The sequence below is a fragment of the Nocardia sp. CA-135398 genome, assembly GCF_050955845.1.
Taxonomy (GTDB): domain Bacteria; phylum Actinomycetota; class Actinomycetes; order Mycobacteriales; family Mycobacteriaceae; genus Nocardia.
The window spans coordinates 6,265,965-6,285,874 of record NZ_CP192084.1 but is presented as its reverse complement, the minus strand read 5'-3'; the positions used below and the strand labels follow the sequence as shown (position 1 = coordinate 6,285,874).

Here is a 19,910-nt window from a genome sequence, read left to right as displayed (position 1 = left end):
GTTTTCGGACTGGGGTGCTGGTGTCGGAGTTGGATTCGAGTGGGTGTGTTGTTTGAGAACTGCACAGTGGACGCGAGCATCTTTGTTTGTAAGTGTTTAAGAGCGTACGGTGGATGCCTTGGCACCAGGAGCCGATGAAGGACGTAGGAGGCTGCGATAAGCCTCGGGGAGCTGTCAACCGAGCTGAGATCCGAGGATTTCCGAATGGGGAAACCCAGCACGAGTGATGTCGTGTTACCCGCATCTGAATATATAGGGTGTGTGGAGGGAACGTGGGGAAGTGAAACATCTCAGTACCCACAGGAAGAGAAAACAATAGTGATTCCGTGAGTAGTGGCGAGCGAAAGCGGATGAGGCTAAACCAGTTAGATGTGATAGACGGCAGTTGTTGTCTGGCTGGGGTAGTGGGGCTTTTCTTCTCTGATCTGCCGGTCAGGGCGAGAGTCAGAAACCTAGATGTTAGTTGAAGTGGTCTGGAACGGCCCGCCATAGACGGTGATAGTCCGGTAAGCGAAAACATTTAGGCTCTCGTGGAAAGTGCCCGAGTAGCAGCGGGCCCGTGAAATCTGCTGTGAATCTGCCGGGACCACCCGGTAAGCCTGAATACTCCCTGGTGACCGATAGCGGACTAGTACCGTGAGGGAAAGGTGAAAAGTACCCCGGGAGGGGAGTGAAATAGTACCTGAAACCGTGCGCTTACAATCCGTCAGGGCCTGCGAGTGACTTTGTCGCTGTGGGTGATGGCGTGCCTTTTGAAGAATGAGCCTGCGAGTTAGTGGCATGTGGCGAGGTTAACCCGTGTGGGGTAGCCGTAGCGAAAGCGAGTCCGAATAGGGCGTTTCCAGTCGCGTGTTCTAGACCCGAAGCGGAGTGATCTACCCATGGCCAGGGTGAAGCGACGGTAAGACGTCGTGGAGGCCCGAACCCACTTAGGTTGAAAACTGAGGGGATGAGCTGTGGGTAGGGGTGAAAGGCCAATCAAACTCCGTGATAGCTGGTTCTCCCCGAAATGCATTTAGGTGCAGCGTCACGTGTTTCACACCGGAGGTAGAGCTACTGGATGGTCTAGGGGGCCTACAAGCTTACCGAAATCAGCCAAACTCCGAATGCCGGTGTGTGAGAGCGTGGCAGTGAGACTGCGGGGGATAAGCTTCGTAGTCGAGAGGGAAACAGCCCAGATCGCCGGCTAAGGCCCCTAAGCGTGTACTAAGTGGAAAAGGATGTGGAGTCGCGAAGACAACCAGGAGGTTGGCTTAGAAGCAGCCATCCTTGAAAGAGTGCGTAATAGCTCACTGGTCAAGTGATTCTGCGCCGACAATGTAGCGGGGCTCAAGTACACCGCCGAAGCCGCGGCATTCACACATAACACCGAGGTTGGTCTACGGATCTTCTTCCAGTGGTGTGGATGGGTAGGGGAGCGTCCTACAGCCATGGAAGCAGCAGCGTGAGCTAGTTGTGGAGGCTGTGGGAGTGAGAATGCAGGCATGAGTAGCGAAAGACGAGTGAGAAACTCGTCCGCCGAATGACCAAGGGTTCCTGGGCCAGGTTAATCCGCCCAGGGTGAGTCGGGACCTAAGGCGAGGCCGACAGGCGTAGTCGATGGACAACGGGTTGATATTCCCGTACCCGTGTATCCGCGCCCAATGGCGAATCAGTGGTGCTAAGTATCCAAAAGCGGATGGACTCCCTTCGGGGAGCTGGAAGTGGCTGCATACGACCCTTGCTGTAGTAGTCAAGCGATGGGGTGACGCAGGAAGGTAGCTGGGCCAGTCAGTGGTTGTACTGGTGTAAGCCTGTAGGGCGCAACATAGGCAAATCCGTGTTGCATCAAGCCTGAGAGGTGATGCGTAGCCGATTGAGGTGAATTCAGTGATCCTATGCTGCCGAGAAAAGCCTCTAGTGAGTTGGTACACGGCCCGTACCCCAAACCGACACAGGTGGTCAGGTAGAGAATACTGAGGCGATCGAGAGAACTGTGGTTAAGGAACTCGGCAAAATGCCCCCGTAACTTCGGGAGAAGGGGGACCACGTCTGGTGAACGGATTTACTTCGGGAGCTGGGTGTGGTCGCAGAGACCAGAGAGAAGCGACTGTTTACTAAAAACACAGGTCCGTGCGAAGTCGTAAGACGATGTATACGGACTGACGCCTGCCCGGTGCCGGAAGGTTAAGAGGACCGGTTAGCTGCTTCGGTGGCGAAGCTGAGAATTTAAGCCCCGGTAAACGGCGGTGGTAACTATAACCATCCTAAGGTAGCGAAATTCCTTGTCGGGTAAGTTCCGACCTGCACGAATGGCGTAACGACTTCTCTGCTGTCTCAACCACAGACTCGGCGAAATTGCATTACGAGTAAAGATGCTCGTTACGCGCGGCAGGACGAAAAGACCCCGGGACCTTCACTATAGCTTGGTATTGGTGTTCGGTACGGTTTGTGTAGGATAGGTGGGAGACTGTGAAACATGCACGCCAGTGTGTGTGGAGTCGTCGTTGAAATACCACTCTGATCGTATTGGACCTCTAACCTCGGGCCATGATCTGGTTCAGGGACAGTGCCTGGTGGGTAGTTTAACTGGGGCGGTTGCCTCCTAAAATGTAACGGAGGCGCCCAAAGGTTCCCTCAGCCTGGTTGGCAATCAGGTGTCGAGTGCAAGTGCACAAGGGAGCTTGACTGTGAGAGTGACAGCTCGAGCAGGGACGAAAGTCGGGACTAGTGATCCGGCACCGGCAAGTGGAAGCGGTGTCGCTCAACGGATAAAAGGTACCCCGGGGATAACAGGCTGATCTTCCCCAAGAGTCCATATCGACGGGATGGTTTGGCACCTCGATGTCGGCTCGTCGCATCCTGGGGCTGGAGTAGGTCCCAAGGGTTGGGCTGTTCGCCCATTAAAGCGGCACGCGAGCTGGGTTTAGAACGTCGTGAGACAGTTCGGTCTCTATCCGCCGCGCGCGTCAGAAACTTGAGGAAGGCTGTCCCTAGTACGAGAGGACCGGGACGGACGAACCTCTGGTGTGCCAGTTGTCCTGCCAAGGGCACTGCTGGTTAGCTACGTTCGGAAGGGATAACCGCTGAAAGCATCTAAGCGGGAAGCCTGTTCCAAGATGAGGTTTCTCACCACCTTCGAGTGGTTAAGGCCCCCCACAGACCATGGGGTTGATAGGCCAGAACTGGAAGCCCGGTAACGGGTGTAGGTGACTGGTACTAATCGGCCGAGGACTTACCAACAAAGAAGCTACGCGTCCACTGTGCAGTATCTGAAACAACACACAGACACTGCAGCAGACAAATGTTCACAGGGGTTTTCACTCCTGGGGGTTTGTCGCGCTGTGTGTGGATAGTTTCATAGAGTTACGGCGGCTATAGCGGTGGGGAAACGCCCGGTCCCATTCCGAACCCGGAAGCTAAGGCCACCAGCGCCGATGGTACTGCACTCGACAGGGTGTGGGAGAGTAGGACACCGCCGGAACATCCTTAAAATTTAGCACAGTTAGGAGGCTGCACACAGCGTATCAGAGCCACCGCAATGTATTTCAGTGCATCGGGCGTGAGCTAGTTCTTGATCGAGCGGCGAGCCTGTAGCTGGGCGCTGTCAGCTGCTGCACGACCCGCCGCCCAACCATTGGCGTTGCCGATGGAAATCCCGCGGTCTCGGATAGTGGGGAACAGCGCGTCGAACGCCTCATCCACTTTGTGTTGGTGGGAGCGGAGCGCCGGAAGCAAACGCGCCGGATCAGAGGATTCCGCAATTGTCGTCTCATTCGCTTCTTCGAGTCGCTCACCGATGCGCGTTGCATAGGCGATAAGGAACGACTTGCGATACGCGCGGCTTCTGGCATCGGTGCTGCGCTTCGATTCGTTGCCGCTGGCGATCATCGCTCTGGTGGCCTGAACGAGCAACGAGGTCGTCAGCAATTCGACTGCCTCCAGGTCACTTTCATCACCGACGACTGTCATGAATCCGAATGCCGAGGCGAAGATCGCGCGGCACAGGTTGGCTTTGGTGACCACATCGATCAGCAGCGCTTTCGCGTCGACATAGGGGGTGTCCAACCAGATCCGGCACGCGCCGGGCAGATCGGGCACGGCGTTGTCCGCGTCGACGAGTACCCGATCGAGCGCGTATTTGGTCATCAGCTCCTGGGCTTTGGCCGAAAGTGCCTCCGCCTCTTCGGGATATGACGTCGACTCGGCCTTCGCGAGCAGTCCGCGGACTCGGCTCAGGACCTTGGCGTCGACCCCGTGGTGGTGTGCTGTGGCTTGCGGCCGTGCAGTGCCGGGCAAGGGCCGGATCAGCTCCAGCTTGGGTAGTCGGATCAACATCGCGAGTGCCTCGACCACAGTTGTTACCGCCTCTGCGGCAGTCAGCAGTTGCTTCGCGGCCCACTGGCCGAGGTGCGGTTCCGATGCGGACCACCAGATGTCTGCTCCCAGCTCGGTGAGCTGCAACTGCCAGGTCTCATCGACCGATTTCGGCGGGAAAGGCCGGACGTAGGCGGCCATGACATCGATGAGCAGCGCGATCGCGAACTGGTCCACGCGTCGCCGCGCGACCTGGTGGATATCTTCCGGAAGCCAGCCGTATTGAAAGATTCGGCCGATGATGTGCTGTGCCGCCAGGTGCGCGCCGTCCGCCTGCTCGCGTGTCAGCGGCTCGCGCCCGACGAGCTGCTGCGCGAATTGCTCAGCGGCGCGGGCATTCCCCTGTGCGGCCTCCATGGCCGTGGCCATGATCACGTTCGCGATCTGTTCGGAATCCTGCGGCCCACTGGACTGCGCAGACCAGAATGCGGAGCCATTGGCAACGCCGTGCTCGCCCGAGCGCCGTCGACGATTTTGCTTGCCCACGACCGATCCCCCTCACATAGTCCGGAGGCAACTTCGCCCACAACCGTATAGGCAGGGAGAGGCCGAGGATGACGTGCATCCAATGTGGCGTGTATCGGAAGCCGTCGGATGCGGGAACACAGGAAGTCGGCGGCTCTCCGGAAAGACCCTGAGCTGGAGGCCGGCTAAATGGGGGATGCGTCCTGATCCGCCGGGCCGGAGTGCGAGCCTACGGTTGTGCCGAGGAAGTCGCAGTGAAATCCGTCACGGTTCAGTTGACCGTCATCGGGGACTATGCCGCGGTTGCGAGCTTCGCGTTCGCGGCCGCACTCACCGAGACGATCATGCTGTATCCCAATATCTTTCGTGATGTACCCGAATCGCTGGTGCAGACCCAGCAGTTCATGAGTGAGGTCGCGGTCGGTGATGTGATGCGCCCGCTCGGCGGCGTGCTGACGGTGTGCGCGCTGGTCGCCTGTGCTGCAGCGGTCCGGTATCGCCTCGCACGGGGATGGGTCGGCGCGTCGATGATGTCTCTCATCAGTGGCCAGTTCTTGTTGTCGATCCTGTACCTGTGGCCTCGCGCGACGATTCTGTTCGACGAACGCTCCCGGCACAGTCTCGCCGAAATCGAGAGTGCGGCCACCGAATTCCAGGTGGGCGAGTGGATTCGGATTGCGGCAGCGCTGGCGACCGCGGTATTTGCGGTCGCCGCCACGCTGAGTTGTTATCGCACACGGGTTCTCGCCACGGTCGACGCACGGCTCGAGCAGCTGGCTCAGGGGCGGGCGCCCGTGGACCACAGCGGCGTTGTCTCCACCCGTGACAGCCGCCAGCCTGCCGCCGTGCGGACCGCATCGAAACGATAGATCTCGCCGAGGGTGTACTGCGGCTCCGAAACGGCGGCCGTGGCAGGTGCGAAGGTGGCGATGAGATTCGCCCGCACCTCGGCCGTATCGCCGTGCAGATCGATCATCACATTGGTGATGAAGTGCTGAATGCGCTTGTCATCGGAGTGATTTCGACTCGCCTGCGCAATCAGCGCGTCGCGACCCTCGGCCTGACCGCCGGGTGTCTTCGCGGTCGCATCGGCGGTGTAGATCGTGTGGAAGTCGTCGAAGCATCCTTCGTCCAGCGCTCGGCCCAATTGGTCTACCAGTCCGGTGATCTCGTTGCGGTCCATCAGTTCGTCGAGCCGATGCGTGTCGTTCTTGGTGGCGGTGCTGCAGGCGGCGAGCAGCGCCAGCGGCAGTGCGACGAGGGGAAGGTAGCGGCGGATCTTGCTCATCGGTCGAACCTTTCGGATTAAACGTTGGTAGATCCAACGTTGGTTGGTCCAACAATAACAGATCGTGGGTGTAGCCAACAAGTCTTGCTACATTGCCCTCATGGAGATCGCGCACGAGGACACCCCGGGCAGGCTGCGCGCCCTGCCCACCCGACTGGTGAACCAGGTGGCCATCCTCGCCAACCGGGCGACGGAGCGCGCCTTCGAGACAACCGGATCGCGCCGCTACCACTACGCGCTGTTGACCACGCTCGGCGAATTCGGCCCCGCCAGCCAGGCCGATCTAGGCCGTCGCACTCGAATTGATCGCAGTGATATCGTCGCCGCCCTGAACGATCTGGCCGAACGCGGCTTGATCGAACGCGCCCCGGATCCGAGCGACCGCCGCCGCAATATCGTCACCATCACCAAGGCGGGCGGCCGCCACCTGGACGAACTGGACCGGCGGATCGAAGGCGCGCAGGACGAACTACTCGCCGCTCTCTCCGCGGCCGAGCGCCGCGAACTGGTACGGCTGCTCACCCGGGTCCTCGATGATCATGTACAAGGGTGAGCGCGCCCCTATTTCCGCAGGCCGGGGATAGGGTGCGCGAAGCGAGCAACTAAACTGCATCCGTGAGTCTTGTGCTGCTACCTGCTGTCGACGTCGCCAATGGAGAGGCCGTGCGCCTGGTTCAGGGGGAGGCGGGCAGCGAAACCAATTACGGCTCCCCGCGCGATGCGGCACTCGCCTGGCAGAAAGCCGGTGCGGAGTGGGTACATCTGGTCGATCTGGATGCGGCATTCGGCCGTGGCTCCAATCGTGAACTGCTGGCCGAGGTGGTCGGCGAACTCGATGTCAAGGTGGAGCTGTCCGGCGGCATCCGCGACGATGAATCCCTGGAGGCCGCGCTGGGTACCGGCTGTGCCCGGGTGAATCTCGGCACTGCCGCGCTGGAGGATCCGCAGTGGTGTGCCCGCGCCATCGCCAAGCACGGTGAGCGCATCGCCGTCGGTCTGGATGTGCGGATCATCGACGGTGAGCACCGGCTGCGCGGCCGCGGCTGGGTCAGCGACGGCGGTGATCTGTGGGAGGTGCTCGAACGCCTGGAGCGTGACGGTTGCTCGCGCTACGTGGTGACCGATGTGACCAAGGACGGCACCCTCACCGGCCCCAACTTGGATCTGCTGCGCGAGGTCTGCGCCGCCACCGACGCGCCGGTCGTCGCCTCCGGCGGTGTTTCCACCATCGAGGATCTGATCGCCATCGCCGAACTGGTGCCCGAGGGTGTCGAGGGTTCGATTGTCGGCAAGGCGCTGTACGCGGGCCGCTTCACGCTGCCCGAGGCGCTGGCCGCGGTCCGCTGACGATTCGATGACCGCCAACCGCCTCGACACCGAACTACCGGCCCTGCTCGACGTCGCCGGCGAAATCCTCGACGCCGCGAGCCCGCGTTTCGTCGAGGGGGTCGGCGCGCCGAGCGCGGTTGCCAAGGGCCGCAACGACTTCGCGACCGAACTCGATCTGGAGTTGGAGCGCACCATTTCCGCGCAGCTCGAGCAGCGCACCGGAATCGAGGTGCACGGTGAGGAATTCGGTGGTCCGCAGCTCACCTCGGGGACCGCATGGGTGCTCGATCCGATCGACGGCACCTTCAATTACTCATCGGGACATCCCCTTTCGGGCATGCTGCTGGCACTGGTGCACGAGGGGGAGCCGCTGCTCGGACTGACCTGGCTGCCGTTGCTCGGCCAGCGCTATTCGGCGGCCGTCGACGGCCCGGTGCTCCTGAACGGCCAACCGCTGCCGCGCCTGCCACACGGGAAACTCGGCGAGGCGATGATCGGCTTCGGCGCGTTCAATGTGGACTCCGCCGGACGCATTCCCGGCCGGTTCCGTTTCGACCTGCTCGGTCCGCTGAGCAGGCTGTCCTCGCGGGTTCGCATGCACGGCTCCACCGGCATCGACCTCGCGTTCACCGCATCGGGTGTACTCGGCGGCGCGATCGTCTTCGGGCACCATCCGTGGGACAACGCCGCAGGCGTCGCGCTGGTGCGCGCGGCGGGTGGGGTTGTCACCGATCTGGCGGGGGAGCCGTGGACCATCACCTCGGGTTCGGTCCTGGCCGCCGCGCCGGGCGTGCACGAGGAGCTGCTCGAGATGATTTGCACGGTCGCCGACGATGCGTGAGGCCGTGCACGAAGGACACTGGGCGATGGCAGTCGACGCAGTGGGCCGGGTGGGTGAACACAGGGTGATGGCAGTTGGCGCAGTCGGTCGGGTGGGTGGACCCAGGCCGCTGGCAGTCGGCGCAGTCGGTCGGATGGGTGGCCCCAGGCCGACGGCAGTCGGCCCAGTCAGCTGGGCGGGTGAACACAGGGTGATGGCAGTCGGTGTTGTGGCCCGGGTGGGTGAACGCAGGCCGATGGCAGTCGGCGCAGTCAGCGGGGTGGGTGCACACAGGCCGACGGCACTCGGTGCAGTCGGTCGGGTGGGTGAACACAGAGGGATGGCGGCTGGCGCAGGGGCCGGGGTGGGTGGACATAGGGGAACGGCAGTCGGCGGGGTCGGTAAACACAGCAAGTTTCGAAGAAGGGTGAGCCGATGACGTTGGCGGTACGCGTTATTCCGTGTCTGGATGTCGACGCGGGCCGGGTGGTCAAGGGTGTCAACTTCGAAAACCTGCGTGACGCGGGCGATCCCGTCGAACTCGCCGCCGCCTACGATCTGCAGGGCGCCGACGAACTGACCTTCCTCGACGTCACCGCCTCCACCGGCGACCGCGGCACCATGATCGATGTGGTGACCCGCACGGCCGAGCAGATCTTCATCCCGCTCACCGTCGGCGGCGGCGTGCGCACGGTCGAGGATGTCGACCGGCTGTTGCGTGCCGGCGCGGACAAGGTGTCGGTGAATACCGCCGCCATCGCGCGCCCCGAGGTTTTGCGGGAAATGTCGCAGCGCTTCGGCTCGCAGTGCATCGTGCTGTCGGTGGATGCCCGCACCGTTCCTGACGGCCAGCCCGACACGCCGTCCGGCTGGGAGGTCACCACACATGGCGGCAAGCGCGGCACCGGTATCGATGCGATCGAATGGGCCATGCGCGGAGCCGAACTCGGCGTCGGCGAGATCCTGCTCAACTCGATGGATGCCGACGGCACCAAGGCGGGCTTCGACCTGCCCATGATCAAGGCCGTTCGCGAGGCCGTCTCGGTGCCGGTGATCGCCAGCGGCGGCGCCGGTGCCGTCGAACACTTCGCCCCCGCCGTCCAGGCAGGCGCGGATGCGGTCCTGGCCGCCAGCGTCTTTCACTTCGGCGACCTCACCATCCCCCAAGTAAAAGCCGCCATGCGCGCCGAACAAATCACTGTCCGCTAACCCCAAACGGAGCTGGCGCATAACCAGTGACTGCCTCGCACAAGGTATAGCCTGTGCGAGGCAGTCCGCAGGGGTGCGACAGCTCAAGTTGTTTGCGGTCGGTACATCGGTCGTCGCGCTTTCTGCGGTGAAACTCGCAGTGCCGTAATGCCGATGCCCGCTGTGGTCGCGGGTGCCGAGCCGATGGGGCCGGTCATGGTCGCGGCGATGGGTGGCAGGCGCTGCGTGTGACCGCCGAATTGGGTGACGGCACAATGCAATTTCTGGTCGGTCCGAAAGTATTGGGCGAGCACATTGTCGAGCCGATCACTTCGGCCGCTGAACAAGCCGGACGTCCTCGTATTGTCGCCATCGTGCGTGGTCAACGCCGATATCGACAGCACTCGAGCGACGGCGGCCGAACAAACGGCTAATTCATCGAGATTCCGTCGTATCGGCGAATGATCGAACTATCGCACCGAGCTCGCCGTAATCGGTGACGAACAGCCCCGCCGATCAGATCGACGCTTACTTCGAAGGGGGCGCGACCGATGTCGTTGTGGCCCAAACAGATCTGGTCTCCGAGGCCGACAGTCGGCGCACCTGGCAGGTCCTCGGTGAGCTGAATCGCACTCGGACAGCTTGACATTCTTCGGATTCTTATGCCGCCACGCCGGGGCGGTGATTGCTATCTGCCCGATAGTTACCCAGGCTTAGCGACCATGTCCGCCACGTGTCCCGCATGCTCCTGGCCATCGCCGATACTGGTGTCGACACACGGTTCGGTTCGCTATCTGCGTTGCGTCTGTGGCAAATGGCTGGTTGCCCATCGGGGCGGGGTGAACCTGGTCACCGGCCGGGCCGCCTGCACCAAAAAGCCTGTGGCCGAACATCTCGAACTGATTCCGCTGCCCGAGGAGTAGGAGCTTTCGCATCGGGTGCGTTTCGGCACTACACGAAGTGTTCCGGTGGGCAGCTCCATGTATAACGGTGATATGACTCTCGACCCCGCCATCGCCGCCCGGCTCAAGCGCAATGACGCCGGACTCGTCGCCGCGGTCGCGCAGGAGCGCGGTACCGGCGATGTGCTGATGGTTGCCTGGATGGACGATGAGGCGCTGGCCCGCACGCTGGAAACTCGCAAAGCGACCTACTATTCGCGTTCGCGCCAGCAGTACTGGGTCAAGGGCGAAACCTCCGGCCACACCCAGTACGTGCACGAGGTCCGCCTCGATTGCGACGGCGATACGATCCTGCTCGTCGTTGACCAGGAGGGCGCGGCCTGCCACACCGGCACGCACACCTGCTTCGACTCCGACCTGTTGCTCGCCGACAGCTGAACCCGAACCTGCTATGGATTCGGTTGCTCGCCGCGCTCCTCGACCGGCGCTGACCTGCCGTTGGACTGACTCAGAGTGTCGCTGAGCTGCCTGACGAGCAGTTCGCTGAGATCGGCCAGTTGCGCCGTCTGTGCGGCGTCGAGACCATCGAAAACCAACTGCCGCACCGCTTCCAGATAGCCGGGCGCCGCCTCGACGATCTTCGAGTAGCCGTCGTCGGTGAGCACCGCCTGCACGCCGCGGCGGCCGGTGGTTGCTGAGCGTTGCGCCCAGCCCATTCGCTCCAGCTTCGACACCACGTGGGACAGCCGCGATAGCGATGCATTTGCTTTGTGGGCGAGCTCACTCATCTGCAGCCGATGGCCGGGCTCCTCGGATAACAGTGTGAGCACCCAGTATTCGAAATGTGTCACCCCGGATTCGCGCTGCAGCTGGGTATCCAAAGCGCCTGGTAGACGTGTCATCAGCGCGACAATCGCGCGCCAAGCTCGTTGTTCGTCCGGGTCGAGCCACTTCGTCACTGGGTGCCTTCTTTCGAGCCAAGTGACGTCTTATGGTTAGCGAACCTAGCGATTAACGAAAAGCGTGTTCACGGTCACTCGCGTGAATGAGTTTGCCACGACTTCGCTCGACCGTCATGGACTTGGTCAGTGACGTGAGGTCACTCACAGGGCCGCAGGGCGTGTCGGCTACGTGTCCTAGGTAACTTTCGGCGTTTGCGCAGTGGCAGCGGGCGGCGTCGGCGCAGTCTGTTTGCCCGGATGCCTGCGCCGCCAGCGGCGCCAACCGATCAGGCCTACCGCGGCGAGGAAAACCGCGACCGCCACGATGGCGCCGACCAGTGACGCGCCACGGAAGGCTGGTGCGTCGACATCGAGAATCCGTTGACCGGCATGTGCGGCACTACTGTCACCGAGCACGATCGACAGTGTCATCAGATTCGGAATCGCGATGATCAACGCGAGCAACGCGGCGGCGCCCGCGATGAACTTTCCGGCTCGCCGCTTCCAGATCAGCGCGGCGCACAGCAACAGCAACAACGGGATGGCGGTGCCGAGCAAGCCGTACACCAGACCCCAACCGATGCCCTTGCTGAAACTACCGCTGACCAGCTCGGCGACGCGCTGTGCCCACCAGCGCGGGATGAAAGCCGCCAGAATGAAGTAGGCGATGATCAGTACGGCGATGACCGCAAGTGCGCCGATGATCCGCGTGCGCCACGTGGTCAGCGTGGATTTCTGCCCGTCCGGCCGAACCTCGCTCGTAGTCATGAATCCAGCGTATGTCGGGCAACCAGCAGATCGACGGCGTTGGACCTGGCATTTTTCGCGGTGTTACCGCGGGCATGGCTACTGCAGAGCGCGCTCGCGTAGGAACTTCAGCGCCTCGTCCGCGTGTACATCGGCCCGCAACTCGCCGGTGATCACCTTGGCGACCTTGCGATCCCGGTCGATCACGAAGGTCTGCCGCTTGACCGGTGCGAGCTTGCCGAGCAGTCCGCGCTTCACCCCGAATGCCGAGGCGATCTTGCCGTTGGCATCCGACAGCAGCGGGTAACCGAGGTTCTGCTTGGACGCGAATCCGGCCTGGGTGTCGACGCCGTCGGTGCTGATGCCGACGCACGATGCGCCAAGCGCGGCGAATTCGCCGGACAGATCGCGGAAGTGGCATGCCTCCGCCGTGCAGATCGGCGTATTCGCGGCGGGGTAGAAGAACAGCACCAGCGGACCGTTCGCGAGCAGCGCATCGAGCGAACGCGGGGTGCCGGATTGATCGGGAAGCTCGAATTCGGGAGCGAGCTGACCTGTCTGCATAGTGGGGACAGTACCGGGCGCGAGGTCGGTTTGCCGCCCCCGCGCTCGGTCCCTGTCATGCCGGAGACCGGAATGACGGGTTCTTATCGCGACTAAGCGCCGATGAGTGCGGCGACCTCTGGATTTTTGATCTGCATGACATCGAGAATTCCGTGTGCGCGCAGCAGCGGCCTGAGTTCCCTGATCCGGTCGCTGTGAGTGGCGTACTCATCCGGAAAATGGTGCTTGTCCAGGGCTTCCAGCGCCTTCACGTAGGTGACGAAGGAAGCTAGGGCGTTCACCTGGTTGGAACTCGGTGATCCGGCCATCGAATGCAGGCCGACCATCCGCGGGGGTTGACCGGGCAGGCCAGAGCCGGCGGCGTGCCGCCCCTCCGGCGCACCTGGTGGCGAGGGGTACATCAGTTGTCTCCTCTCGAAATGGATACCGCGTGTGAGATCGAACGGGGCGAGTGTAGTGACGGCGGTCACCAGCCCCGACAGCACGTCGGAACCGGACAGTCGGTTCAGGAGGATGGGACGCGCCGACAAGGCTGTCGGTGCCGCCTGGGATGATGGACACATGCCTGGCGCGTCCACTCCCACCACCACGACCCGCGAACAGTTCCACGAACTGGCCGCGGAGCATCGGGTGGTTCCCGTGACCCGAAAGGTGCTGGCGGACTCCGAAACTCCGCTGTCGGCCTACCGCAAGTTGGCCGCGGATCGGGCCGGTACCTTCCTGTTCGAGTCCGCGGAGAACGGACGGTCCTGGTCGCGCTGGTCGTTCATCGGCGCGGGTAGCCCGTCCGCGTTGACGGTCGTCGACGGCGAAGCGGCCTGGCTCGGCAACACCCCCGCGGACGCGCCCTGCGGTGGCGATCCGCTGGTGGCGCTGCGGGAAACCCTGCAGTTGCTGCAGACCGAGCGGCTGCCCGGTCTGCCTCCGCTGACCGGCGGCATGGTCGGCTACCTCGGTTACGACGCGGTGCGTCGGATCGAGCGACTGCCCACCCTCGCCGTCGACGATCTGCGGCTGCCCGAGATGGTGCTGATGCTCGCCACCGATCTCGCGGCCTTCGACCATCACGAGGGCGCGATCACGCTCATCGCCAATGCGGTCAATTGGAACGGCACCGCCGAACGGGTCGACGAGGCCTATGACGACGCGGTGGCCAGGCTGGACCGGATGACCGCCGCGCTGGCCGCGCCCTCGGAGTCGACGGTGTCGATCTTCGATCAGCCCGACCCGGAGTACATCCGCCGCCGCACCACCGAAGAATTCGGTGCGGGCGTGCGACGTCTGGTCAAGGAGATCGAGGCGGGCGAGGCCTTCCAGGTGGTGCTCTCGCAGCGCTTCGAAATGGATTACGACGGTGCGCCTTTGGACCTCTACCGGATGCTGCGCGCCTCCAATCCGAGCCCGTACATGTACCTGATCCACATCCCGGACGGCGACGGCGGCACGGCGTTCTCGATCGTCGGCTCCAGTCCGGAATCGCTGGTGACCGTGAAAGAGGGTGTGGCGACGACACATCCGATCGCGGGCACCCGGTGGCGCGGCGCCACCGAGGAGGACGATCTGTTGCTGGAGAAGGGACTGCTTGCCGACGAGAAGGAGAATGCCGAGCATCTGATGCTCGTCGACCTCGGCCGCAATGATCTCGGCCGGGTCTGCCAGCCGGGCACGGTGCGGGTCACCGAGTACCGACACATCGAGCGCTACAGCCACGTCATGCATCTGGTCTCGACGGTCTCGGGGCGCCTCGCGCCGGGCAAGATCGCATTGGACGCGGTCAATGCCTGCTTCCCCGCGGGCACGTTGTCCGGTGCCCCGAAGGTGCGTGCGATGGAGCTCATCGAGGAACTCGAACCCACCCGTCGCGGCGTGTACGGCGGCGTGGTCGGCTATCTCGACTTCGCTGGCGATGCGGATACCGCGATCGCCATCCGCACCGCACTGCTGAAGGACGGTACCGCCTATGTGCAGGCGGGTGCGGGCATCGTCGCGGATTCGGATCCGGACTACGAGGACGTCGAATCCCGCAACAAGGCCATGGCGGTGCTGCGGGCGGTGGCGGCCGCGAAAACCGTTCGGGCGTATGGCGCACCCGCGGACGGCAGCGCGGAATGACCGATTCCGAACCCGCCGATACCGGGCCGACCGCCTCGGCGGACACGCAGACCTCGAAACGCAAATATCCGGTCGGCGCGATCGTCCTGCTCGCCGTCGCCGCGGCGGCGCTGTGGGGCTCCTCCCGAATGACGTGGGTGACCGTCTCGTCCACCGACGGCCTGACCGAACCGCGCACCGACAAACTCAACGGCGGTGTCTGGTTCGGTGCGCTCACGCCGCTGGCACTGGTACTGCTGGCCGCCATCGCCGCGGTACTGGCGACACGGGGCTGGCTGCGGCGGATGTTCGGCGTCCTGATCGGTCTGGTCGCGGCGGTGACGGCCGTTCCCGCGTTCGCGTTATTGACCAGATCCGGCGCGGCCGCGACCCGTGCCGCCACCCTGGCGGAGCTGCCCGGCCGTGCGACCGTCACCGACGTGGTCACTTCCCAGTTCCCCGCCGTACTTTCGTTGCTGGGAGCGCTGGCGGCCTTCGTGGCCGGTGTCCTGCTTGCCCGCATGCCCCAGGACGCCGCCCGCCTGTCCGGTAAGTACGACAATCCGGTCTTCCGCAGGGCCGCCGCCACCGAACAGGTGACGCGTCAGCGCACCGACGAGGCGGTGGGCGATACCGGACAGCTTTCCGAGCGCGTGCTCTGGGATGCGTTGGACGCGGGCACCGACCCGACCGAACAAGCGGATGGATCCGTTTCGGCCACCGACGATTCCGCCGATCATGATCAGCGGAAACAAGGGCATCGAGGTGTCTGAGCAGGTGACTACAAACCCCGGCGCAGTTGCGCCACAAGCAGCCATTTATTCTTTGTCAGCATCGGTGAGACAGCGCCTGGGGGGATTCTCAGGCAGCAAGTCCGTCTCCCCAGAAAGGATTCGAGCCAGATGACGGTACTCGACTCGATTCTCGACGGGGTCCGCGCGGATGTGGCCGCTCGGGAAGCCCTCATGGACTTCCAGGCGATCAAGGCGGCCGCGGCCGCGGCGCCCGCGCCGCTGGACGCCCGCGCCGCGCTCCTCGAAGACGGCATCGGCGTCATTGCCGAGGTCAAGCGGGCCAGCCCGTCCAAGGGGGAGCTCGCGGATATCCCGGACCCGGCGAGTCTGGCCAAGGCCTACGAGGACGGCGGAGCGCGCGTCATCAGCGTGCTCACCGAGGGGCGCCGCTTCAACGGGTCGCTCGATGACCTGGACGCGGTCCGCGCCACCGTGAACATCCCGATCCTGCGCAAGGATTTCGTCGTCGGGCCCTACCAGATCCATGAGGCCCGCGCGCACGGCGCCGACGTCATCCTGCTCATTGTGGCCGCCCTGGAACAGGACGTGCTGAGTTCGCTGATCGACCGCACCGAATCGCTCGGCATGACCGCCCTGGTCGAGGTGCACACCGAGGAAGAGGCCGACCGCGCCCTGGAGGCCGGTGCGTCTGTGATCGGCGTGAACGCCCGCAACCTCAAGACCCTCGAGGTCGATCGTGATGTCTTCGCGCGCATCGCGCCCGGTCTGCCCACCGAGGTCATCCGCATCGCCGAATCCGGTATCCGCGGTACCGCCGACCTGCTGGCCTACGCCGGTGCGGGGGCGGATGCCGTGCTCGTCGGCGAGGGGCTGGTCACCAGTGGCGACCCGCGCGCGGCCGTTTCCGAACTGGTGACCGCGGGCACCCACCCGTCGTGCCCGAAGCCCGCGCGGCGGGGTCGGTGACAAAGGTGACGGCACTGCCCAAGGCCTCCGACGGTATCCACGAGCGCAGCGACCACGAGCCGGATCCGGGCGGTCACTTCGGCGTTTACGGCGGCAGGCATGTGCCCGAGGCGCTGATGGCGGTGATCGAGGAGGTCACCGCCGAATACGAGAAGTGTCGACTCGATCCCGCCTTCCTCGACGAACTGGACCGGCTGCAGCGCGACTACACCGGCCGCCCGTCGCCGATCTTCGAATGCCGACGGCTCGCCGAGCATGCCGGTGGTGCGCGCATCATCCTCAAGCGCGAGGACCTGAACCACACCGGTTCGCACAAGATCAACAATGTGCTCGGCCAGGCCTTGCTCGCCAAGCGCATGGGCAAGACCCGGGTGATCGCGGAGACAGGCGCGGGTCAGCACGGCGTTGCCACCGCCACCGCGTGCGCGTTGCTCGGCCTCGAATGCGTCGTCTATATGGGTGCGGTCGATACCGCCCGCCAAGCGCTGAATGTGGCCCGCATGCGGCTGCTCGGCGCCGAGGTCATCTCGGTGCGCACCGGTTCGCAGACTCTCAAGGATGCGATCAACGAGGCGCTGCGCGACTGGGTCACCAATGCCGAGGCCACCTACTACTGCTTCGGCACCGCCGCGGGCCCGCATCCGTTCCCGATGATGGTGCGCGATCTCCAGCGCATCGTCGGCTTGGAGGCTCGTGCTCAGGTGCAGGCGCTCACCGGTCGGCTGCCCGACGCGGTCGCCGCCTGCGTCGGCGGCGGCTCCAACGCCATCGGCATCTTCCATCCCTTCATCGACGATCCCAGCGTGCGGCTGATCGGCTACGAGGCGGCCGGTGACGGTGTCGAAACCGGAAGGCACGCAGCGACTTTCACCGGGGGTACACCCGGCGCGTTCCAGGGTGCGTACTCGTATCTGCTGCAGGACGAGGACGGCCAGACCATCGAATCGCATTCGATCTCGGCCGGTTTGGACTATCCGGGCGTCGGTCCGGAACACGCCTACCTCAAGGACATCGGTCGCGCCGAGTACTACCCGATCACCGATATCGAGGCGATGGACGCGCTGCTGCTGCTCAGCCGCGCCGAGGGCATCATCCCCGCGATCGAATCCGCACATGCGGTGGCCGGTGCGCTGAAGCTCGGCAAGGAACTCGGCAAGGGCGCGATCATCCTGGTGAACCTGTCCGGGCGCGGCGACAAGGATATGGACACGGCGGCACGATGGTTCGGGCTGTTCGATGACCACGCCGACAAGGAGAGCCACCAGTGAGTCAGCAGTCCCGCCTCGCGAACACCTTCGCCGCCTGTCGCGCGGAGGGCCGCGCCGCGCTGATCGGCTATCTGCCCGCGGGCTACCCGGATCTGGCCGGTTCGATCGAGGTGTGCCGCACCATGGTCGAATCCGGTTGCGACATAGTCGAAGTCGGCGTCGCCTACTCCGATCCGGTGATGGACGGCCCCACCATCCAGGCCGCCGCCGACCAGGCGCTGCGCGGCGGTGTCCGGGTCCGCGATGTGTTCTCGGTGGTCGAGGCGATCACCGCGGCGGGCGGTAAGGCCGTCGTGATGAGTTACTGGAACCCGGTCCTGCAGTACGGCGTAGACCGTTTCGCGCGCGATCTGGCCGCCGCTGGCGGTTCCGGCATCATCACCCCGAACCTCATCCCGGAAGAGGCCGACAGCTGGTTCGTCGCCTCGGCCGCACACGATCTGGACCGCATCTTCCTGGTCGCGCCGTCGTCCACCGAGGAGCGTCTGGTCAAGACGCTGGGGGCCAGCCGCGGCTTCGTCTACGCGGCCTCGACCATGGGTGTCACCGGTGCGCGTGACGTGGTCTCCTCCGCGGCTCCTGCGCTGTGCGCGCGCATCCGCGCCCACTCCGATATCCCGATCGGTGTCGGCCTCGGCGTGCGCAATGGTGCGCAGGCGGCCGAAATCGCCTCCTACGCAGACGGAGTCATCGTCGGCTCGGCACTGGTGACCGCCGCGGCCCATGGACTCGATGCGGTGCGCACTCTCACGGCCGAACTGGCCGAGGGTGTTCGGTCCGCGACCGTCGCCTCCTAGCCGCCCACGAGAGGGGCACGCCGACCGCGAATCTCGCGATGTGGCCGTGCTCCGCTACGGTTGGGGCCGTGACCTTACGAGTCCTCGCAGACAGCGTCCTGAGCAACGGTGCCGTCACCGCTGATGTGCTGGCCTACATTCCTAGCCCGTCCCAGGGCGTATGGCATATCGGTCCATTCCCGCTACGGGCCTACGCCCTGTGCATCATCCTCGGCATCGTCGTCGCCATCTGGTGGGGTGAGCGGCGCTGGCAGGAGCGCGGCGGGCAGAAGGGCGCGATTCTCGATGTCGCGATGTTCGCGGTGCCTTTCGGTCTGGTCGGCGGCCGGCTCTATCACGTCGCCACCGACTGGCAGAAGTACTTCGGCGCCGACGGCCACCCGATCGATGCGCTGAAGATCTACCAGGGCGGCCTCGGCATCTGGGGCGCGGTCTTCCTCGGCGGCGTCGGCGCCTGGATCGGCTGCCGGGTGTACCGAATCCCATTGCCCGCGTTGGGTGATGCGATCGCGCCGCCGATTCTGTTGGCCCAGGCCATCGGACGGCTCGGCAATTACTTCAACCAGGAGCTCTACGGCCGCAAGACCGATCTGCCGTGGGGTCTGGAGATCTACCTGCGCTTCGATTCCGATGGCAAGCTCGACATGATGAACGGCGTCTCCACCGGCGTCGTCGACAAGGTTGTGCAGCCGACGTTCCTGTACGAGATGGTCTGGAACCTGCTGATCGTGGTGCTGCTGGTGCAGCTCGATAAGCGCTTCCGGATCGGGCACGGCCGCCTGTTCGCGCTCTATGTCGCCGGATACTGCCTCGGCCGATTCTTCGTCGAACTGCTCCGTGACGACGAGGCGACCAAGATCGCGGGAATCCGCATCAACTCGTTCACCTCGGCGATCGTATTCCTCGCCGCGGTTGCCTATTTCGTGTTCGCGACGAAGGGCAGGGAGACCGCCGATCAACTGCAGCCGTCGACGGTCGCGCGGCCGTGGCCGTGGCAGATCGGGGCACTGCGCGCGGCGGGCGCCGAATCCGAGGCCGCGTCGAAGGCCGCCGCCGCTGCGGAAGCAGTGCGACCGAAACACAGTGTCGGGAAAAGGGAAGCCGAGCCTGGCGCGGGCAAAGACGCGGAATCAGGACTCGGGGACGACGTGTCGGATCAGAATGGCCCGGAGAAGGACGCGGCTGCCGAGAATCCGGATCCGACGAAATCCGAGAACTCCGGCAACGAACCGGAGACCATCGGCGATAACTCAACGGAGTCCGAAACCTCGGACGCCGAGCGGGGCAAGGTCGATACCTCGAAAAAGGACGGCTGATCCCATAACGACTTGGGCAACCCGGCGGGGCACAGAGTAGACACGCGTACGCGTGTCCGCGACGATACCCTCGGGTGCCCAATTGCCCGGCAAAATACGCGGGGAGGCGGGTGAGTG

21 protein-coding genes and 2 rRNA genes are annotated in these 19,910 nt (G+C 64.0%); 17 read left to right on the top strand and 6 right to left on the bottom strand.

Going from position 1 to position 19,910, the window contains the following annotated elements:
* Window positions 1-86: 86 nt before the first annotated feature.
* Both ACQP1T_RS27815 and rrf read left to right on the top strand, forming a co-directional pair.
* Window positions 87-3,222 (top strand): 23S ribosomal RNA (locus ACQP1T_RS27815).
* Between the two features lie 124 nt (window positions 3,223-3,346).
* Window positions 3,347-3,463: ribosomal RNA gene (gene rrf / locus ACQP1T_RS27810) — 5S ribosomal RNA — on the top strand.
* A gap of 83 nt (window positions 3,464-3,546) precedes the next feature.
* Here rrf and ACQP1T_RS27805 read toward each other — a convergent pair.
* The gene (locus tag ACQP1T_RS27805) at window positions 3,547-4,842 is read right to left on the bottom strand and encodes a DUF2786 domain-containing protein (RefSeq protein WP_433756000.1); all 1,296 of its coding nucleotides are present in this window, start codon (window positions 4,840-4,842) and stop codon (window positions 3,547-3,549) included.
* 233 nt (window positions 4,843-5,075) lie between these two features.
* Here ACQP1T_RS27805 and ACQP1T_RS27800 point away from each other — a divergent pair, with 233 nt between their 5' ends.
* Window positions 5,076-5,690: a hypothetical protein gene (locus ACQP1T_RS27800; protein WP_433755999.1), complete on the top strand. Its 615-nt coding sequence runs from the start codon at window positions 5,076-5,078 to the stop codon at window positions 5,688-5,690.
* Here the strand turns inward: ACQP1T_RS27800 and ACQP1T_RS27795 are convergent.
* Window positions 5,600-6,109, bottom strand: a complete 510-nt coding sequence (locus ACQP1T_RS27795) for a nuclear transport factor 2 family protein (RefSeq protein WP_433755998.1) — start codon at window positions 6,107-6,109, stop codon at window positions 5,600-5,602. The two genes, ACQP1T_RS27800 and ACQP1T_RS27795, sit on opposite strands and share 91 nt — an antisense overlap.
* Before the next feature lie 100 nt (window positions 6,110-6,209).
* On the opposite strand from ACQP1T_RS27795, the gene ACQP1T_RS27790 reads away from it, so the two are divergent.
* The 8 genes from ACQP1T_RS27790 (at window position 6,210) to hisI (ending at window position 10,786) form a co-directional block, all read left to right on the top strand.
* Window positions 6,210-6,662 (top strand): MarR family winged helix-turn-helix transcriptional regulator, encoded by a 453-nt coding sequence (locus ACQP1T_RS27790; protein WP_433755997.1) that lies wholly within the window; start codon window positions 6,210-6,212, stop codon window positions 6,660-6,662.
* A gap of 62 nt (window positions 6,663-6,724) precedes the next feature.
* Window positions 6,725-7,456 carry a bifunctional 1-(5-phosphoribosyl)-5-((5-phosphoribosylamino)methylideneamino)imidazole-4-carboxamide isomerase/phosphoribosylanthranilate isomerase PriA gene (gene priA, locus ACQP1T_RS27785; protein ID WP_433755996.1) on the top strand — a complete coding sequence of 244 codons (732 nt, stop codon included), beginning with the start codon at window positions 6,725-6,727 and terminating at the stop codon, window positions 7,454-7,456.
* A gap of 7 nt (window positions 7,457-7,463) precedes the next feature.
* The gene (locus tag ACQP1T_RS27780) at window positions 7,464-8,279 is read left to right on the top strand and encodes an inositol monophosphatase family protein (RefSeq protein WP_433755995.1); all 816 of its coding nucleotides are present in this window, start codon (window positions 7,464-7,466) and stop codon (window positions 8,277-8,279) included.
* A 414-nt stretch (window positions 8,280-8,693) separates the two neighbouring features.
* Window positions 8,694-9,467, top strand: coding sequence for an imidazole glycerol phosphate synthase subunit HisF (hisF, locus tag ACQP1T_RS27775; RefSeq protein ID WP_433755994.1), 774 nt, complete (start codon window positions 8,694-8,696; stop codon window positions 9,465-9,467).
* Between the two features lie 227 nt (window positions 9,468-9,694).
* Window positions 9,695-9,880, top strand: coding sequence for a hypothetical protein (locus ACQP1T_RS27770; protein WP_433755993.1), 186 nt, complete (start codon window positions 9,695-9,697; stop codon window positions 9,878-9,880).
* Between the two features lie 62 nt (window positions 9,881-9,942).
* Window positions 9,943-10,092, top strand: coding sequence for a hypothetical protein (locus ACQP1T_RS27765; protein WP_433755992.1), 150 nt, complete (start codon window positions 9,943-9,945; stop codon window positions 10,090-10,092).
* A gap of 76 nt (window positions 10,093-10,168) precedes the next feature.
* On the top strand, window positions 10,169-10,369 hold the full coding sequence (locus ACQP1T_RS27760) for a hypothetical protein (RefSeq protein WP_433755991.1): 201 nt from the start codon (window positions 10,169-10,171) through the stop codon (window positions 10,367-10,369).
* Window positions 10,370-10,441: 72 nt separating this feature from the next.
* Window positions 10,442-10,786 (top strand): phosphoribosyl-AMP cyclohydrolase, encoded by a 345-nt coding sequence (gene hisI / locus ACQP1T_RS27755; RefSeq protein WP_062993581.1) that lies wholly within the window; start codon window positions 10,442-10,444, stop codon window positions 10,784-10,786.
* A gap of 11 nt (window positions 10,787-10,797) precedes the next feature.
* On the opposite strand, the gene ACQP1T_RS27750 is transcribed toward hisI, so the two are convergent.
* The 4 genes from ACQP1T_RS27750 to ACQP1T_RS27735 all read right to left on the bottom strand — a co-directional run bounded on the left by ACQP1T_RS27750 (window position 10,798) and on the right by ACQP1T_RS27735 (window position 13,001).
* Window positions 10,798-11,250 carry a MarR family winged helix-turn-helix transcriptional regulator gene (locus ACQP1T_RS27750; RefSeq protein ID WP_433762392.1) on the bottom strand — a complete coding sequence of 151 codons (453 nt, stop codon included), beginning with the start codon at window positions 11,248-11,250 and terminating at the stop codon, window positions 10,798-10,800.
* A gap of 234 nt (window positions 11,251-11,484) precedes the next feature.
* Window positions 11,485-12,057: a permease gene (locus ACQP1T_RS27745; RefSeq protein WP_433755990.1), complete on the bottom strand. Its 573-nt coding sequence runs from the start codon at window positions 12,055-12,057 to the stop codon at window positions 11,485-11,487.
* 78 nt (window positions 12,058-12,135) lie between these two features.
* Window positions 12,136-12,600, bottom strand: coding sequence for a peroxiredoxin (locus ACQP1T_RS27740; RefSeq protein ID WP_433755989.1), 465 nt, complete (start codon window positions 12,598-12,600; stop codon window positions 12,136-12,138).
* Between the two features lie 92 nt (window positions 12,601-12,692).
* A complete protein-coding gene (locus tag ACQP1T_RS27735; protein ID WP_433755988.1) occupies window positions 12,693-13,001 on the bottom strand; it encodes a hypothetical protein in 309 nt (102 codons plus the stop codon).
* A 160-nt stretch (window positions 13,002-13,161) separates the two neighbouring features.
* Here ACQP1T_RS27735 and ACQP1T_RS27730 point away from each other — a divergent pair, with 160 nt between their 5' ends.
* The 6 genes from ACQP1T_RS27730 (at window position 13,162) to lgt (ending at window position 19,793) form a co-directional block, all read left to right on the top strand.
* Window positions 13,162-14,712, top strand: a complete 1,551-nt coding sequence (locus ACQP1T_RS27730) for an anthranilate synthase component I (RefSeq protein ID WP_433755987.1) — start codon at window positions 13,162-13,164, stop codon at window positions 14,710-14,712.
* Window positions 14,709-15,464, top strand: coding sequence for a TIGR02234 family membrane protein (locus tag ACQP1T_RS27725; protein WP_433755986.1), 756 nt, complete (start codon window positions 14,709-14,711; stop codon window positions 15,462-15,464). The genes ACQP1T_RS27730 and ACQP1T_RS27725 overlap by 4 nt, the downstream gene beginning before the upstream one ends.
* 129 nt (window positions 15,465-15,593) lie before the next feature.
* The gene (gene trpC / locus ACQP1T_RS27720) at window positions 15,594-16,412 is read left to right on the top strand and encodes an indole-3-glycerol phosphate synthase TrpC (protein ID WP_062993563.1); all 819 of its coding nucleotides are present in this window, start codon (window positions 15,594-15,596) and stop codon (window positions 16,410-16,412) included.
* The gene (gene trpB, locus ACQP1T_RS27715) at window positions 16,382-17,680 is read left to right on the top strand and encodes a tryptophan synthase subunit beta (RefSeq protein ID WP_433755985.1); all 1,299 of its coding nucleotides are present in this window, start codon (window positions 16,382-16,384) and stop codon (window positions 17,678-17,680) included. Before trpC ends, trpB begins: the two co-directional genes overlap by 31 nt.
* Window positions 17,677-18,477: a tryptophan synthase subunit alpha gene (trpA, locus tag ACQP1T_RS27710; protein WP_433755984.1), complete on the top strand. Its 801-nt coding sequence runs from the start codon at window positions 17,677-17,679 to the stop codon at window positions 18,475-18,477. The genes trpB and trpA overlap by 4 nt, the downstream gene beginning before the upstream one ends.
* Window positions 18,478-18,545: 68 nt before the next feature.
* Window positions 18,546-19,793 (top strand): prolipoprotein diacylglyceryl transferase, encoded by a 1,248-nt coding sequence (lgt, locus tag ACQP1T_RS27705; RefSeq protein WP_433755983.1) that lies wholly within the window; start codon window positions 18,546-18,548, stop codon window positions 19,791-19,793.
* Window positions 19,794-19,910 lie beyond the last annotated feature (117 nt).

Bases quoted from the DNA above. Each gene is read 5' to 3' on its own strand.
- ACQP1T_RS27795 (WP_433755998.1), bottom strand. From the start codon at position 6,109: ATGAGCAAGATCCGCCGCTACCTTCCCCTCGTCGCACTGCCGCTGGCG.
- ACQP1T_RS27790 (WP_433755997.1), top strand. From the start codon at position 6,210: ATGGAGATCGCGCACGAGGACACCCCGGGCAGGCTGCGCGCCCTGCCC.
- ACQP1T_RS27780 (WP_433755995.1), top strand. From the start codon at position 7,464: ATGACCGCCAACCGCCTCGACACCGAACTACCGGCCCTGCTCGACGTC.
- hisF (WP_433755994.1), top strand. From the start codon at position 8,694: ATGACGTTGGCGGTACGCGTTATTCCGTGTCTGGATGTCGACGCGGGC.
- ACQP1T_RS27760 (WP_433755991.1), top strand. From the start codon at position 10,169: ATGTCCGCCACGTGTCCCGCATGCTCCTGGCCATCGCCGATACTGGTG.
- hisI (WP_062993581.1), top strand. From the start codon at position 10,442: ATGACTCTCGACCCCGCCATCGCCGCCCGGCTCAAGCGCAATGACGCC.
- ACQP1T_RS27750 (WP_433762392.1), bottom strand. From the start codon at position 11,250: ATGACACGTCTACCAGGCGCTTTGGATACCCAGCTGCAGCGCGAATCC.
- ACQP1T_RS27745 (WP_433755990.1), bottom strand. From the start codon at position 12,057: ATGACTACGAGCGAGGTTCGGCCGGACGGGCAGAAATCCACGCTGACC.
- ACQP1T_RS27740 (WP_433755989.1), bottom strand. From the start codon at position 12,600: ATGCAGACAGGTCAGCTCGCTCCCGAATTCGAGCTTCCCGATCAATCC.
- ACQP1T_RS27735 (WP_433755988.1), bottom strand. From the start codon at position 13,001: ATGTACCCCTCGCCACCAGGTGCGCCGGAGGGGCGGCACGCCGCCGGC.
- ACQP1T_RS27730 (WP_433755987.1), top strand. From the start codon at position 13,162: ATGCCTGGCGCGTCCACTCCCACCACCACGACCCGCGAACAGTTCCAC.
- ACQP1T_RS27725 (WP_433755986.1), top strand. From the start codon at position 14,709: ATGACCGATTCCGAACCCGCCGATACCGGGCCGACCGCCTCGGCGGAC.
- trpC (WP_062993563.1), top strand. From the start codon at position 15,594: ATGACGGTACTCGACTCGATTCTCGACGGGGTCCGCGCGGATGTGGCC.